The 14,033-nt window shown below is 61.9% G+C and carries 14 protein-coding genes; 8 read left to right on the plus strand and 6 right to left on the minus strand.

The window, feature by feature from the left end:
- Positions 1–49 precede the first annotated feature (49 nt).
- Entirely contained in the window at positions 50–646 is a 597-nt protein-coding gene (locus EJA72_RS23790) for a MarC family protein (RefSeq protein ID WP_157714347.1), read from the plus strand.
- A gap of 79 nt (positions 647–725) precedes the next feature.
- On the opposite strand, the gene EJA72_RS23795 is transcribed toward EJA72_RS23790, so the two are convergent.
- The 6 genes from EJA72_RS23795 to cobG all read right to left on the minus strand — a co-directional run bounded on the left by EJA72_RS23795 (position 726) and on the right by cobG (position 6,801).
- The gene (locus EJA72_RS23795; RefSeq protein ID WP_157714348.1) at positions 726–1,373 is read right to left on the minus strand and encodes a hypothetical protein; all 648 of its coding nucleotides are present in this window, start codon (positions 1,371–1,373) and stop codon (positions 726–728) included.
- 66 nt (positions 1,374–1,439) lie between these two features.
- Positions 1,440–2,246 carry a hypothetical protein gene (locus EJA72_RS23800; RefSeq protein ID WP_157714349.1) on the minus strand — a complete coding sequence of 269 codons (807 nt, stop codon included), beginning with the start codon at positions 2,244–2,246 and terminating at the stop codon, positions 1,440–1,442.
- Between the two features lie 194 nt (positions 2,247–2,440).
- Complete coding sequence (gene cobJ, locus EJA72_RS23805) at positions 2,441–4,144, minus strand: precorrin-3B C(17)-methyltransferase (RefSeq protein WP_157714350.1); 1,704 nt, start codon at positions 4,142–4,144, stop codon at positions 2,441–2,443.
- Positions 4,144–4,875, minus strand: coding sequence for a precorrin-2 C(20)-methyltransferase (locus tag EJA72_RS23810; protein WP_157714391.1), 732 nt, complete (start codon positions 4,873–4,875; stop codon positions 4,144–4,146). Before EJA72_RS23810 ends, cobJ begins: the two co-directional genes overlap by 1 nt.
- Positions 4,875–5,501, minus strand: coding sequence for a precorrin-8X methylmutase (locus EJA72_RS23815; protein WP_157714351.1), 627 nt, complete (start codon positions 5,499–5,501; stop codon positions 4,875–4,877). Before EJA72_RS23815 ends, EJA72_RS23810 begins: the two co-directional genes overlap by 1 nt.
- Positions 5,494–6,801, minus strand: coding sequence for a precorrin-3B synthase (cobG, locus tag EJA72_RS23820; RefSeq protein WP_306110003.1), 1,308 nt, complete (start codon positions 6,799–6,801; stop codon positions 5,494–5,496). Before cobG ends, EJA72_RS23815 begins: the two co-directional genes overlap by 8 nt.
- Before the next feature lie 142 nt (positions 6,802–6,943).
- On the opposite strand from cobG, the gene cbiE reads away from it, so the two are divergent.
- From cbiE to EJA72_RS23855, 7 genes are all read left to right on the plus strand, one after another.
- On the plus strand, positions 6,944–8,155 hold the full coding sequence (gene cbiE, locus EJA72_RS23825; RefSeq protein WP_157714353.1) for a precorrin-6y C5,15-methyltransferase (decarboxylating) subunit CbiE: 1,212 nt from the start codon (positions 6,944–6,946) through the stop codon (positions 8,153–8,155).
- The gene (locus EJA72_RS23830; protein WP_157714354.1) at positions 8,148–9,245 is read left to right on the plus strand and encodes a cobalt-precorrin-5B (C(1))-methyltransferase; all 1,098 of its coding nucleotides are present in this window, start codon (positions 8,148–8,150) and stop codon (positions 9,243–9,245) included. Before cbiE ends, EJA72_RS23830 begins: the two co-directional genes overlap by 8 nt.
- Positions 9,242–9,976 (plus strand): cobalt-precorrin-6A reductase, encoded by a 735-nt coding sequence (locus EJA72_RS23835; protein WP_157714355.1) that lies wholly within the window; start codon positions 9,242–9,244, stop codon positions 9,974–9,976. Before EJA72_RS23830 ends, EJA72_RS23835 begins: the two co-directional genes overlap by 4 nt.
- Before the next feature lie 299 nt (positions 9,977–10,275).
- Positions 10,276–10,674, plus strand: coding sequence for a DUF2946 domain-containing protein (locus tag EJA72_RS23840; protein WP_157714356.1), 399 nt, complete (start codon positions 10,276–10,278; stop codon positions 10,672–10,674).
- A gap of 48 nt (positions 10,675–10,722) precedes the next feature.
- The gene (locus tag EJA72_RS23845) at positions 10,723–11,202 is read left to right on the plus strand and encodes a copper chaperone PCu(A)C (protein ID WP_157714357.1); all 480 of its coding nucleotides are present in this window, start codon (positions 10,723–10,725) and stop codon (positions 11,200–11,202) included.
- Between the two features lie 21 nt (positions 11,203–11,223).
- The gene (locus EJA72_RS23850; protein ID WP_157714358.1) at positions 11,224–11,682 is read left to right on the plus strand and encodes a DUF2946 domain-containing protein; all 459 of its coding nucleotides are present in this window, start codon (positions 11,224–11,226) and stop codon (positions 11,680–11,682) included.
- A gap of 224 nt (positions 11,683–11,906) precedes the next feature.
- On the plus strand, positions 11,907–14,024 hold the full coding sequence (locus EJA72_RS23855) for a TonB-dependent copper receptor (RefSeq protein ID WP_157714359.1): 2,118 nt from the start codon (positions 11,907–11,909) through the stop codon (positions 14,022–14,024).
- Positions 14,025–14,033: the final 9 nt, after the last annotated feature.

Here is a 14,033-nt window from a genome sequence, read left to right on the forward strand (position 1 = left end):
AACGCCTGATAGACTCCCCCTCGACTTCCCTCGCCAGTGAGCTTGCACCATGCTCCACGTGTTGTTCAGCGTTTACCTGAAGATGCTGGTGCTCTACAGCCCGTTCTTCGTCTTGTCTTGCTTCATTAGCCTGACCCGCGGTTATTCGCGCAAGGAACAGCGTCGACTGGCCTGGAAAGTGGCCCTCGCCACGTTGGTGTCCAGCGTCTTGCTGTACTTGTTCGGGCGGGTGATTTTCAGTGTGTTCGGCATCACCGTGGACGCCTTCCGTATCGGTGCGGGCAGCGTCTTGTTCATCTCGGCGCTGGGCATGGCCCAAGGCAAGTCGGCGGTGCAGACCGACAACGTGCAACAGGACGTGACCATCGTCCCGCTGACCATCCCCCTGACTGTCGGCCCCGGCACCATCGGTGCCCTGTTGGTGATGGGCATAAGCCAGCCGCACTGGGATGACAAAATCACCGCCATCCTCAGCATCGCCCTGGCCAGCTTCACCGTCGGCGTGGTGCTTTACCTGTCCAATCGCATCGAACGCATTCTCGGTGATCAGGGTTTGCAAATTGTCAGTCGCCTGATGGGGCTATTCGTCTGTGCGCTGGCAGCGCAAATCATCTTTACCGGGGTCAAGGGCTACCTCGTGCCCTGATTCACCATGGTTTCTGCGCAACAAAAAAAGGCCCTGTGTTCAACAACAGGGCCTTGTCGTTCCAGTGCTGCCAGACCGATCAGAGCGTCAGTTTGCGCACGAAGATTTTGCTCGAGTACGCGTCTATTTTCTCGTGGACCCGCTCACGGTAGCGCTCAAACACATCACGATTGAAAGCAAACACTCCGCCGTCAGGCATGATCACGACCTCCTTGTAAAACTCGTCCCAGAAGAACGCTTGCCCGGAAACGTGAGTGCGATAGCGCAAACCGTAGAGACACACGACTGTTTCACCCGAGCCCAAGCGTTCGCACGGTGCACATTTAAGAATGCCTGCACCGCCCCGAGCGATATTGCCCTGAAAAAAATCCCAGGCGAACGCGTCCAGTTTCAGGGCGCGGTAGGTTTGCGTCACAAGCTGCGCCATGCGCTTTGACCCGACACGGCCAATCGTGGAATAACTGATGTCCAGGAGCTGATGGACAGTGGACACCCGGATGGGTTCTGTAGGGATGATCGCTGTCAGCGTGAAACCTGCTTTCAGCAATCGCCCCTGATAGTAATCGAACCACATCTTGTTCGAGACAAGCCCCGGGTATTTGTCATTCGCCGCCAGCTCTGCATACAGCAAGCAGTCCTGTATATCTTGCCGGTCCTGAGCCTGTACGGTGTCGGCAAAGGACAACAGACAGCCACCCACTACTACCGCATCAACCAGCGCTGGCATGGTGTGACCTCACCGATTGCTCATGTAAAACACCGAAGTTATCCATGACGATGGTTCCTTTCGGTTTTATTTTCCGGTCAACTTTTTGAACAGCGCATCACCAAACTGATCGATATAGTTATAAATCAAATGGCGCTTGCGATCGAATACACGCTTATTAAACTTTCGCACACCCGCAGCCTGGAAAATATTCAACCCATCCGTCTTGAATGTAAAAAACAGAAAGTGGCCATCATAGTCTTTGCTAACAATATCCAGGCCACCCGTGACCATCGCCATGCCGCCGCCCGGCGCGACAATACAGGGCACCGCCTTAAAGCTGACCACTTCAGTGTCCGTGTTTCCCGATTCGACGATCTTCAGCGCCTCCTTATCGCCCTTCAGCTTTTCCAGACCCGACGCCACCAGGCCCAACACATTGCCAGTCCCCACACTGATGACAGTTTGAAGTATCTGTAATAACGCTTCGTTCATCGTCAGCGTCAGCTGTTTGGAGTCGTACCTTTTGAAGGTGTAGCTTTCGCTCACCCAACCAATCGCCCTCAAGGCTTCGTTGTAGGCGCTGTAGCGCTCTTTCAGTGAAGTACCGGCGGGCAGATTTCTGACAATGGCTTCGGCAAATGCCTGGCTATCCAGCGCGTCCTGTTTGTCGTCGTCTGAAAGCTTCTGCTCGAATACAACTAGCGAAGGCCCAACGACGGAGGCGTCGTATTCGGGTGACAACGGCGTGGCCAAAACCTTGTTGAGCGTGGCTGCCCTTTTGACCCGCCGACGGCGAGGCATTTCAGCCAACCGGACTTCGATGCGATTGAAGTATTCATCTTGTTGGGCATCGTTGAGTACACAATCGATTTCACCATTAACGTTTGACATATTTAATTCCTTATTAAAATCCAACCGCTCCTTGCGGCCAGACTCAAACTAAAACAGGAAATTCATGCCTTCAAGTTTATTATCAGGAAAAACCATTCCAATCATTACCAGCCATAAAAAAAACGCCGACAAGAAGACAACTTATCGGCGCTCTATTATTTTATAAAAACAACTTCCGAACGGGGCCGTTAATATTAACCAGCAGGTTTGGTCTGATACCAGCGCGGCGTATACACCCACTTCCCGCCCTCGACGCGGGGAAAGACACAGGTGGTGGAGGAACCGATCAGCACCATCGTGCGCATGTCCACCTGATCGGGGGTCAGTTGCCCCAGCGTGATGACCCGCAACGTCTGCCCCGGACGGCCGACATCCCGACCCAACACCACGGGTGTCTGGGGGGTACGGTGCCGGGCGACGATTTCCAGCGCGCGGCCGAGTTGCCACGGTCGTGAGCGCGAGATCGGGTTGTAGAAAGCCAGTGCGAGATCAGCCTGTGCGGCGAGATCCAGGCGCTTTTCGATGATGTCCCAGGGTTTGAGGTTGTCCGACAGCGACAGCACACAGAAGTCATGCCCCAATGGCGCGCCGGCTTGAGCGGCGGTGGCCAGTGATGCAGAAACCCCTGGCAGGATTTCCAGGTCAACGTTGTGCCATGAAGCATCATCAGATTCGTGCAACGCTTCCAGCACCGCGGCCGCCATGGCAAAAACACCCGGATCGCCAGATGACACGACCACGACTGAACGCCCTTGGGCCGCCAGTTCGAACGCATGACGGGCGCGCTGCATCTCTTCGCGGTTGTCGGTGCAATGCATCACCTGATCGGTGCGGAACGGGCCGGCCATGCGCACATAAGTTTCGTAGCCAAGGATATCGTTGGCCCGGGCCAGTTCGGCTTTCACCGCCGGCACCATTAACTCGGCCGCTCCGGGGCCCAGGCCGATCACCGCCAGACGACCACGAGCACGACCAATCGACAACGGGTCCAATGGCTGTTCAGCGACCGCGATGGCGATGGCCTCGTCGCCGAGGAGGGCTGCGGGCTGGCCCACAGCATCACGTGCCAGCTCGGCCAGCGCGCCGACGTCATCGGCAAAACGCAATGGCACACCCAACTCCAGGGCTGCGTCACGCAGTGCCGGGCTGGCCATTTCGCTGTCGGCAGCCAGAAGGCAGGCTACCGATTGCACGGCAATTTTTTCCCGATGCAGAGCATCGCGAATGGCGCCCGGCAGATTGACCACGCTGGCATTCACGGCGACCAGCACCCGACGTGGGTAGATCAGCAATTCATTGGCCACCGCCTCACGCTCGACATGATCGACATGAACCGCCAACCGGGCCTGCGGGTTTTCCTTCAACTGTGCTTGTGCCAGCCAAGGCGCCGCGCCCTCGATGCGCACTGTTTCACCGGCCAGCAAATCGGAAACGAAGCGCTTGCCCAGCTCCAGATCCCCCAGCGCATAACCACTCGGCGGGTTGAGCAGGCAAGTGCCGAAGCGTAATTCCCCACTCGTGGTAATCGCCGCGGCCACATCGAGCGCCGCCGCGATCTCGCGCGCCAGCACGTTCACCCCGCCCAAGCCGCCGAGCAACGGCACCACTGCGCTGCCGTCCTCGGCCACCGCCAGAACGGGTGGCTCGACACCTTTCTCAAGCAGCAAGGGCGCCAGCGTGCGAATCACGATGCCGGCGGCGCACAGCGCAATGATCGGTGTGTCCTGCAGATAGAGTTCGCGCACAGTCGCACCGAACTCCTGATAAGTGCGATCCGCGCCCTCGACCCGACCGGCCAGGCCGTGGATCAGGGCACCGGGATACACCTGCTGGATCTTTTGCGCAGTCGCGAGGCTGCCATTGCCGAGGACGACAATCGCCGGAGCTGGACGAGTCATCAGCCTTGCCACCTTTCACCGGGAACGATGATCAACGAGAAATAGGGTGAGGACATGGGCTCGACCTGATCCAGCGGAACGATTTTCTGATTGGCCATGGTCGCGCGTTCGACGTACAGCGCGCGCTCCGCCAGACCGAGTTCTTCGAGCACCTGCCGGACCTTGGGAAAATTGCGTCCCAATTTCATGATCACCGCGGCATCGGCATCGGCCAGGCGACGCTTGAGGTCGTCATGGGGCAACACGCCGGACAGCACCGACAAACTCTGATTGCGATACACCAGCGGCGCGCCGAGTACCGAAGCGCCGCCGAGCATCGAGCAGACACCCGGCACCACTTCCGCTTCGTAGCGCTCGGCCAGGCGATCGTGCAGGTACATGTAGGAGCCATAGAAGAACGGATCACCTTCGCAGATCACCGCTACGTCGCGCCCGGCATCGAGGTGCGCGGCGAGCTCTTCGCCGGCCGCATCGTAAAAATCGCTGATCACTTGTTCATAGGACAGCGGGGCCGGCAACGCTTCGGTGGTCACCGGGTACACCAGCGGCAGCAAGGTCTGAGCTTCCTGCAAATGCGCTTCGATGATGCCGAACGCATTGCCCTTCTTGCCCTTGGCGACGAAGTACGCCACCACCGGCGACTCGCGCAGCAGGCGCAGGGCTTTGACGGTAATCAGTTCCGGATCACCAGGACCAACGCCGAGGCCGATCAAACGTCCACGTGGCTGCATCATTCGATCTCCGTGGCGAGGGCATTGACGGCGGCGGCGGCCATGGCGCTACCGCCCAGCCGGCCCTGCATGATGACAAACGGCACGCCGCGACTGTCGGCGGCGAGCGCGGCCTTGGATTCGGCGGCGCCGACGAAGCCTACCGGGAAGCCGAGGATCAGCGCCGGTTTCGGCGCGCCAGCGTCAAGCATTTCCAGCAGATAAAACAGCGCGGTCGGCGCGTTGCCGATCACCACGACGCTGCCTTCCAGGTGCGGGCGCCACAGTTCGAGCGCGGCAGCGGAGCGGGTGTTGCCCAGCTCACGGGCCAGATCGGGGACGCTGTCATCGCGCAGGGTGCAGATGACCGGGTTGTTCGCCGGCAGGCGCGTGCGGGTCACGCCTTCGGAAACCATCCGCGCGTCGCACAGAATCGGCGCACCGGCGGCCAGCGCATCGCGCCCGGCCTTGCCTGCGCCTTCAGAGAATTGCAGGCCGTCAATGGCATCGACCATGCCGCAGGCGTGAATCACCCGGACCGCGAGTTTTTCCAGATCGGCCGGAATGCGCTCGAGGTTGGCCTCGGCGCGAATGATCGCGAAGGAGTTGCGATAGATCTCCTGACCGTCGCGGATGTAATCAAGCATCTAGGGGGCTCCGTGCGCGGGCGTCGAGCAAGGCTGCGACCGCTTCAATAGTAAGGTTGTGTGCGTGCAAGGCGCCGAAACCCGGCTGCCCCGCTTCACGAAAATAGACGTCGTAGTGACCGGGGGCGACGGCCAGCAACGTGACCGGCGCGGTATGCGCGGCAGCGCAGGAACGCTGGCAGCCGGACAGGTGAACGTTCAGCGTTTGGCCGCGAACCTGCAGCAGCGCCGCCAGTTGCCCGGCATCGCCTTTGGTGTCGGCCAGGCCTTTGCCGCAGCCGGTGGAGCCAGTGCAGGCAATCAGGTGCGCCAAGGCATCGTCGACTGAGCAACGCAGGCCGAGCTGTTCGAGCCTGTGGATAACTTGAGACGCGGTATCACCCTGAACACCGGGCAGTAACAGACTTTGCCAAGGAGTAAACCGCAGGCTTCCATCGCCCCACTGCCGCGCCAGTTGCGCAGCACCCCTGAGCATCATCGGATCGAGACGGCCCAGCGGCGGCACAGCGCCGATGTAGACAAGCCCGGCTTCACGCTGTGGATGAGCGCCGATGTGCAAGTCGTTCGGGCTGACGCCGCGCTGCCAAGTGTCGATGGGCATCAATGGCACCCGCTCGGCAAGACGCGCGAGAAAATCGTCGAGCGCGCATTCGGCAAGCAAATGCCGCATGCGTGTCTGTTCAGGTCGAGCGCCCTCCAAAAACAACTCAAGCACCGCGACTACCAGCGCGTGCCCCTGCTCCAACTTCACCGCCCTCACCGGCGCATCCACCGGGCACCCGGCCAGACCGAAGGCGAACACCGGCTCGCCGTCCCGATCAGCGGCGGACAACCACAGGTCATGGGGATGTTCGAGCATGGCCAGACCTTCGCCGCCATCGAGTTGCACGGCAAACTTGGCGCTGAGGTCGTGGAAGCGTTCATCGCCTTGCAGGGTGGCGAGGATCTCCTCGGCCAGCGGGCGCGTATCGACCCGCATCTGCCGATCGATGCCCGCGCCGGGGCTGAGCATCAGGTTGCGCACATCGTCGCCAGCGGCGCTGTTCGGGCCGAGGCCCGCGACCATCAAACTGTCGATCAACGCGCCGTGCTCACGGCCAATTCCGCGAATCTGCAGGTTGGCGCGGTTGGTCGCTTCGATCACCCCGCCGGCGAAACGCTCGGCCGCGTCGGCCACCGCTTCGGCCTGGGACGCCGTGATCGAGCCGCCATTGAGCTTGATCCGGCAGATGCCGCCGTCCAGCGCCTGGACAATACGCAGCAACCCCGGACAGGCCGAGGGGCGTAAGGCTGATGACATCGGGCGTTCGTTCAAAGGGGTGACCGGCAATGTGGGAAAGGCGCTTCGCAAGCGAAGGCGCGGTATTATGCCTGCTTTGTTCGACGGCATGAAAAGCCTGCCCGTCGGAACAGTACGTGTGTGGACTTTTTGAGGACTGCCAATGGCGCCCTGGCTGACAGTAGTAGGCATCGGTGAAGACGGCTACAAGGGCCTGGGCAAGAATGCCCGGCAAGCCCTTTTGGGCGCTTCACGGATTTTCGGCAGCCCGCGCCAGCTGGATTTGTTGCCTGTGTGCCTGCGCGGCGAGCGCCTGTTGTGGCCGAGCCCGTTCTCCCTCGAGCCGTTACTGGCCCTGCGTGGCGAGCCGGTGTGCGTGCTGGCCAGCGGCGACCCGATGTTCTTCGGCGTCGGCGCCAGCCTCGCTCGGCAAGTCCCCGGCGACGACATGTTGATCCTGCCGGCGCCCTCTTCCTGTTCCCTGGCCGCCGCCCGAATGGGTTGGGCGTTGCAGGAAGTGGTGACGCTTTCGGTGGTCGCCCGCCCCCTCGCCGCGCTGAACGCCCATATTTTCAGCGGCGTTCGCCTGCTGGTACTGAGCAACGACGGGCAAAGCCCGGGCGCAATCGCCGCGCTGTTGCGTGATCGCGGGTTCGGGCCGAGTCGCCTGAGCGTGCTGGAACATCTGGGCGGCGCCACTGAACGACGCATCGACGCCATTGCCAATGACTGGACCGACCCGGTGATTGCCGACCTTAATCTGATCGCCATCGAATGCATCGCCGAGCCCGATGCACCGCGCCTTTCGCGGCTGGCCGGGTTACCGGACTCGGCATTCAGGCACGATGGCCAGCTGACCAAGCGCGACGTGCGCGCGATCACCCTCGCCCGCCTCGCGCCGACACCCGGCGAACTGTTGTGGGACGTCGGCGCGGGCAGTGGTTCGATCGGCATCGAATGGATGCGCGCGCACCCCAGTTGCCGGGCGCTGGCCATTGAGGCCGATGAAGGCCGGCAGCAGTTGATCGAGCACAACCGCGATGCGCTCGGTGTGCCCGGCCTGCAATTGATTCGCGGCAGCGCGCCGCACGCACTGGCGGGTCTCGAACGCCCGGACGCCATTTTCATTGGCGGCGGGGTTACCCGTGAAGGCGTGCTGGAGGCCTGTTGGGCTGCACTCAAACCTGGTGGCCGGCTGGTGGCCAACGCAGTCACCCTGCAAAGTGAAATGACCCTGATGGCCTGGCGTGAACAGCACGGCGGTGAGCTGACGCGCATTCATATCGCGCAAGCGCAACCGCTGGGGGATTTCGATACGTGGCGTCAGGCGCTGCCGATTACTTTGCTCGACGTGGTCAAACCCCTCGATGCGTGACGAAACCGCCGAACAACCCGCGCCGCTGCGCAGCGGCCTGACCACGGGCAGCTGCGCCACCGCCACGTGCCTCGCCGCCGCTCGCCTGTTGCTGGGGGGCGTGAGCTCGGACGCCGTGGAAATCACCCTGCCCAAAGGCAAGCAGGTGCAAATGCGCCTGGAGTTCTGTCGGCGGCTGGAGGACGGTGCCGAGGCCGGAACCATCAAGGACGCCGGCGACGATCCCGACGTGACCCACGGCGCCCTGCTCTATTCCCACGTGCGCCTCGGCACCGAGCCCGGCATCCGTTTCAAAGCCGGGCGTGGTGTCGGCACCGTCACCCGGCCGGGGCTGGTGTTGGGTGTGGGCGAACCGGCGATAAACCCGGTACCGCGCAAGATGATCACCGATCACTTGACCCAGCTGGCCAGCGAGTTCAACTACGGCGGCGGCTTCGACGTCACGATCAACGTCGAGGGCGGTGAGGCGCTGGCCTTGAAAACCATGAACCCGCGCCTTGGCATTCTCGGCGGCCTGTCGATCCTCGGCACCAGCGGCATCGTCCGGCCGTTTTCCTGTGCGGCCTACATTGCCTCGATCCACCAGGGCATCGATGTCGCAAAAACCAACGGTTACCTGCACATCGCCGCGTGCACCGGCAACGCCAGCGAAGACACCATGCGCCGGGTCTACAACCTGCCGGAAATCGCCCTGATCGAAATGGGCGACTTCGTCGGCGCCGTCCTCAAGCACCTGCGCAAAGTCCCTGTGGATAAACTCAGCCTGTGCGGCGGCTTCGGCAAGATCAGCAAACTGGCGGCCGGGCACATGGACTTGCACAGCCGGCATTCCAGCATCGACCTGCCGCAACTGGCCGACTGGGCAGCGGCGGTGGGCGCCGATGAAACGTTGCAGCAGGCGATCCGCGACGCCAACACCAGTCAGCAAGCCCTGGCGATGGCCAGCGCGGTGGGCATCGCCCTCGGTGATGCGGTGTGTCAGCACGCGCTGGAGTTTGCCCGCAGCGTGGTGCCGGCGCAGGTTCAGGTTGAAGTGTTTGCCATCGATCGCCAGGGCGGCATTGTCGGCCATGCCGGAGCTTTTCAATGAAGCGTATTTTGCTGCTCGGCGGCGTGACTGAAGCCTTGGCGATCGCCCGCACGCTGGGACCGGAACACCTCTACAGCCTGGCCGGCGTTGGTCGGGTGCCGACGGATTTGACCTGTCAGGTGCGCGTCGGCGGCTATGGTGGTGCAGAGGGGCTGGCGCAATTCATCCGTGATGAAGGGATCGATCTGCTGCTGGACGCAACCCATCCTTACGCCGCACAAATCAGCCAGAACGCAGCGACCGCCGCGCAGGTGACCGGCATCACTTGCTGGGCGCTGCGACGTCCGGCCTGGCAACCGCAACCCGGCGACGACTGGCGTGAGGTCGGCGACTGGGCCGAACTGATCGAGTCCCTGAAACCCTTCCGCCGACCGCTGTTCACCCTCGGCCGCGAACCGTTGCAGCACCTGCACGAAATCCCGCCGGAGCAATTCTGGACGTTGCGCGCACTGGACGTTTACCCGGGCAACGAACGCTGCGAAATCATCGGCGCACGAGGGCCGTTTCTGCTGGAGGACGAGCGCGAGCTGTTTGAACGGCGACAGATCGATGTGCTGATCAGCAAAAACAGCGGCAGCACCGCGACCGAGCCGAAGCTGGACGTGGCGCGGGAGCGGGGAGTGCCGGTGATCGTGTTGAGGAGGCCAGAGTTGCCAGCGGTGGATCGGGAGTTCGGGTCGGTGACAGACGTGCTGACTGCCCTGATACCAGAACCACCCCAAAACCTGTAGCAGCTGGCGAAGCCTGCGTCCGACTGCGCAGCAGTCGTAAATCCTGCACCCGCGAATAACCTGAAAGACCGAGTCGATTGATTTTACGACTGCTTCGCAGCCGGACGCAGCCTCCGGCAGCTGCTACAGAGAATGTGTAACGGCTGATCTGGACGGGGCTGGCAATTTAAAATTCGCGGCTATCATGAAGGCTATGGATGTTTGGCGCTGCGACACCACACCGCACGCCGCTTTTTTACTTATCGGCCCTGATCAGGCTAAATAGCCGCGCTTGATCGCCCACCCAATGGATTTTGCCCATGTCCCGACAACGGCTCGCAATTGCCTGGATCGCCTGCTTCGCAGTGCTGTTCAACCTGCTCGCCATGCCGATGACCGAAGCGATGGCGCAGACGGCGAAATCGCCGGTCGAGCAGCTGTTGTGGGGCAGTTTTTGTACGTCCAGCGGGACGAAGATGGTGGCGATCTCTCTGGGCACTGTCGAGCAGAAGGCCCCGCAAAACGACGATCATTCCAACATGCAGCATTGCTGGTGTTGCTCCGGTTCCGCGCCATTGGTGGCGTTGCCGGGGCATGTGCCGCAGCTGTATTTCGCGCGTTTCGAGGCCAATCGAAGCGTGCCTTCCGTTTCACTCGATACCCCCAGTCCGCGCCAGCAATGGCCGAGTCTCAATCCCCGCGCGTCCCCTCTGGTGTGATTCCTTCTCGCAATTGACCTGCGTCTTGAATCGCTCTGGAGAACTGCCATGTTGAACAAACTCATCGTTCTGGCTGCGTTGCTGCTGCCCGCCTGCTTTGCCAATGCCCATGAATACAAGGCCGGCGAACTGCAAATCGCGCATCCCTGGTCGCAGGAACTGCCACCCAATGCGCCGACCGTTGCGGCGTACTTCGTGATTCACAATGCCGGCAAAACGGACGACCGGCTGCTCAGTGTCGACTCACCGATTGCAAAGGTTGCCCAGTTGCACGAGCACGTGATGCAAAACGATCTGATGAAAATGCAGCAGGTGCCGAGCGTGGACATCCCCGCCGGTGGCGACATCACGTTTGCACCGATGGCCTATCACGTGATGCTGTTGGATTTGAAGGACCGCAGCCTGCTGAGTGATGGCAAGCGCTTCCCGCTGACGATGCATTTCGAGAAGTCCGGTGACGTGACCGTCGAGGTCGCGGTGCAGAAAACCGCGCCGGACGGCATGCAAGCGCACGTGCACACTCAGTAATCAACAGAGCCGAAAACGCCCATGCGCCCGCTTAGCGCCAGGTCATCCGCCGCCCGCCGTCAGCCGTTGAGCCTGACTCGCGGCAGCTGGATCAGCCTGTTCGCCATGTTGATGATCTTTATCGGCCCACTGATTTCTCAGTCGATGCCGATGAATCAGCGCGCCTCCGCGTTGATGCAAGTGTCCATGAACCTGTCGATGGACATGAGCATGGACATGCCGTCGATGGAGCACGCCGACCACGGCGCGCAGTCCGCCGAAGAACACTGTCCACCCAAAGCCTCCCACCATGCGCTTTGGGAAAAATGCGGCTATTGCAGCCTGTTGTTCAACTGCCCGGCACTGACCGGCGGTCAGTCCTTCGTCGCCTTCGACACACCCATAGCCACACCCTTCACCACACCCGCCCTTCGCCTTGGCCACGCCCGGCAAACCTTCTTCCCCGGCGCCCGAACCCGCGCCCCACCCATCGCCGCGTAAACACCCACCCGATCTCACACGGTTCTGAAGATTGCCTGCGCAATCCCTGTGGAACGGGCTTTTGTGGCGAGGGAGCTTGCTCCCGCTTGAGTGCGCAGCACTCACAATATGGGGCAGCTTCGCAGCCCAGCGGGAGCAAGCTCCCTCGCCACACAAGCCCGCTCCCACAAGGAGTGGCGCTGGCGGTCGGCCGTGTCGTTTACGACTGTTCGATGGAAATTGTCATGTCCAGGTTTTCTGCTGACACACGCTTGAGCATTGCCCAGGCTTTCTTTGCCCCGGACGAATCCAGTATTCGTTTCCGCCGCGCGTCCGCCGTTCTTTGCGGCGCACTTCTGACACCGATGGTGCAGGCCGATGAACACGCCGGGCACCCGGAAGAACTGAGCCCGACGGTCATCACCGCCATCGCGCCGAGTTCGCCGCTGACCATCGTCACCAACCCCAAGGACCCGCGCCAGCCCGTGCCGGCCAGTGATGGTGGCGACTACCTGAAGACCATTCCGGGCTTCGCGCTGGTCCGAAATGGCGGCACCAACGGCGATCCGGTGCTGCGCGGCATGTTCGGCTCGCGGCTGAACATCCTCACCAACGGCGGCCAATTGCTGGGCGCCTGCCCCGGCCGCATGGACGCGCCGACCTCCTACATTTCGCCGGAAACCTACGACACACTCACCGTGATCAAAGGTCCGCAAACCGTGCTTTGGGGGCCAGGCGCCTCGGCCGGCACCCTCCTGTTCGACCGCGAGCCGGAACGCTTCGGCGAACTCGGCACCCGGGTGAACGCCAGCGTATTGGCCGGTTCCAACGGCCGTTTCGACAAAGTGGTGGATGCCGCTGCCGGCGGCCCCTTGGGTTACGTGCGCGTGATCGGCAACACCGCGCACTCCGATGACTACAAAGACGGCAACAACGACACCGTGCCGTCGCGCTACGACAAGTGGAACGGCGACGTCGCGGTGGGCTGGACGCCAGACGCCGACACCCTGCTGGAATTGACCGCCGGCAAAGGCGATGGCGAAGCGCGTTACGCCGGGCGCGGCATGGACGGTTCGCAGTTCAAGCGCGAAAGCCTCAGGCTGCGGTTCGAGAAATCCGGCATCGGTGACGTGCTGGACAAGGTCGAAGCGCAGATCTACTACAACTACGCCGACCACGTGATGGACAACTACACCCTGCGCACACCGTCCGGCACCGGGATGATGGCCGGCCCGATGGCCTCGAACGTCGATCGCCGAACCCTCGGTGCACGGATCAAAGCCACCTGGCGCTGGGCCGATGTGCAGTTGATCAGCGGCATCGATGCACAGACCAACGAACATCGCCAACGCAGCGCCATGGGCGTCGACGTCTACAAGGACCTGCCCTACACCAAGGACGCCGACTTCCACAATTACGGCGTGTTCAGTGAATTGACCTGGTACGCCGCCGACCGTGACCGGTTGATCACCGGCGCACGACTGGACCGCGCCTCGGCAAAGGATTACCGGCAGACCACCGGTTCGGGAATGATGACCCGCCCCAACCCGACCGCCGACGACACCCGCGCCGACACCCTGCCCAGCGGCTTCATCCGTTACGAACACGACCTGGCCGACAGCCCGACCACGCTGTACGCCGGCCTCGGTCACACCCAGCGTTTCCCGGATTACTGGGAGCTGTTTTCGCCCAACTCGGGGCCCGCGGGTTCGGTGAATGCCTTCGACGCGATCAAGCCCGAGAAAACCACCCAGCTCGACGTTGGTGCGCAATACAAGACCGCCCGCCTCGAAGCCTGGGCCTCGGGTTATATCGGGCAGGTGCGCGACTACATCCTGTTCGACTACACGCCCGGGATGATGGGCATGACCTCGCAGGCCGAGAACATCGACGCGCGAATCATGGGCGGCGAGCTGGGCGCCGCGTACAAGCTGACGGATCACTGGAAGACTCACGCAACCCTGGCCTACGCCTGGGGCAAGAACAGCAGCGATGGCAATGCACTGCCGCAAATGCCGCCGCTGGACGGCCGTTTAAGCCTGACCTACAGCGAAGACAACTGGAGCGCCGGCGCCTTGTGGCGAGTGGTCGCGGCGCAAAACCGCATCGACCAGAACAAGGGCAACGTGGTCGGCAAGGACTTCGACAAGACCGCCGGTTTTGGCGTGTTCTCGCTCAACGGGGCGTATCGCATCAACAAGAACTGGAAGGTCAGCAGTGGCGTCGACAACCTGTTTGGCAAGGCTTACGCCGAGCATTTGAACCTGGCCGGCAATGCCGGTTTTGGCTACCCGGCCAATGACCCGCAGGCCATCAAGGAGCCGGGGCGAACGCTCTGGACCAAGGTGGACATGAGCTTTTAACAGCATCGC

It is taken from the genome of Pseudomonas sp. PB120, assembly GCF_009761815.1.
Lineage (GTDB): Bacteria > Pseudomonadota > Gammaproteobacteria > Pseudomonadales > Pseudomonadaceae > Aquipseudomonas.

Coding starts and splice junctions, on each gene's coding strand:
- EJA72_RS23810 (WP_157714391.1), bottom strand. CDS start 4,875: ATGCAGCCACGTGGACGTTTGATCGGCCTCGGCGTTGGTCCTGGTGAT.
- EJA72_RS23790 (WP_157714347.1), top strand. CDS start 50: ATGCTCCACGTGTTGTTCAGCGTTTACCTGAAGATGCTGGTGCTCTAC.
- EJA72_RS23850 (WP_157714358.1), top strand. CDS start 11,224: ATGCGCCCGCTTAGCGCCAGGTCATCCGCCGCCCGCCGTCAGCCGTTG.
- EJA72_RS23800 (WP_157714349.1), bottom strand. CDS start 2,246: ATGTCAAACGTTAATGGTGAAATCGATTGTGTACTCAACGATGCCCAA.
- EJA72_RS23840 (WP_157714356.1), top strand. CDS start 10,276: ATGTCCCGACAACGGCTCGCAATTGCCTGGATCGCCTGCTTCGCAGTG.
- cobJ (WP_157714350.1), bottom strand. CDS start 4,144: ATGACTCGTCCAGCTCCGGCGATTGTCGTCCTCGGCAATGGCAGCCTC.
- EJA72_RS23835 (WP_157714355.1), top strand. CDS start 9,242: ATGAAGCGTATTTTGCTGCTCGGCGGCGTGACTGAAGCCTTGGCGATC.
- cbiE (WP_157714353.1), top strand. CDS start 6,944: ATGGCGCCCTGGCTGACAGTAGTAGGCATCGGTGAAGACGGCTACAAG.
- EJA72_RS23845 (WP_157714357.1), top strand. CDS start 10,723: ATGTTGAACAAACTCATCGTTCTGGCTGCGTTGCTGCTGCCCGCCTGC.
- EJA72_RS23795 (WP_157714348.1), bottom strand. CDS start 1,373: ATGCCAGCGCTGGTTGATGCGGTAGTAGTGGGTGGCTGTCTGTTGTCC.
- cobG (WP_306110003.1), bottom strand. CDS start 6,801: ATGTCATCAGCCTTACGCCCCTCGGCCTGTCCGGGGTTGCTGCGTATT.
- EJA72_RS23815 (WP_157714351.1), bottom strand. CDS start 5,501: ATGCTTGATTACATCCGCGACGGTCAGGAGATCTATCGCAACTCCTTC.
- EJA72_RS23830 (WP_157714354.1), top strand. CDS start 8,148: ATGCGTGACGAAACCGCCGAACAACCCGCGCCGCTGCGCAGCGGCCTG.
- EJA72_RS23855 (WP_157714359.1), top strand. CDS start 11,907: ATGTCCAGGTTTTCTGCTGACACACGCTTGAGCATTGCCCAGGCTTTC.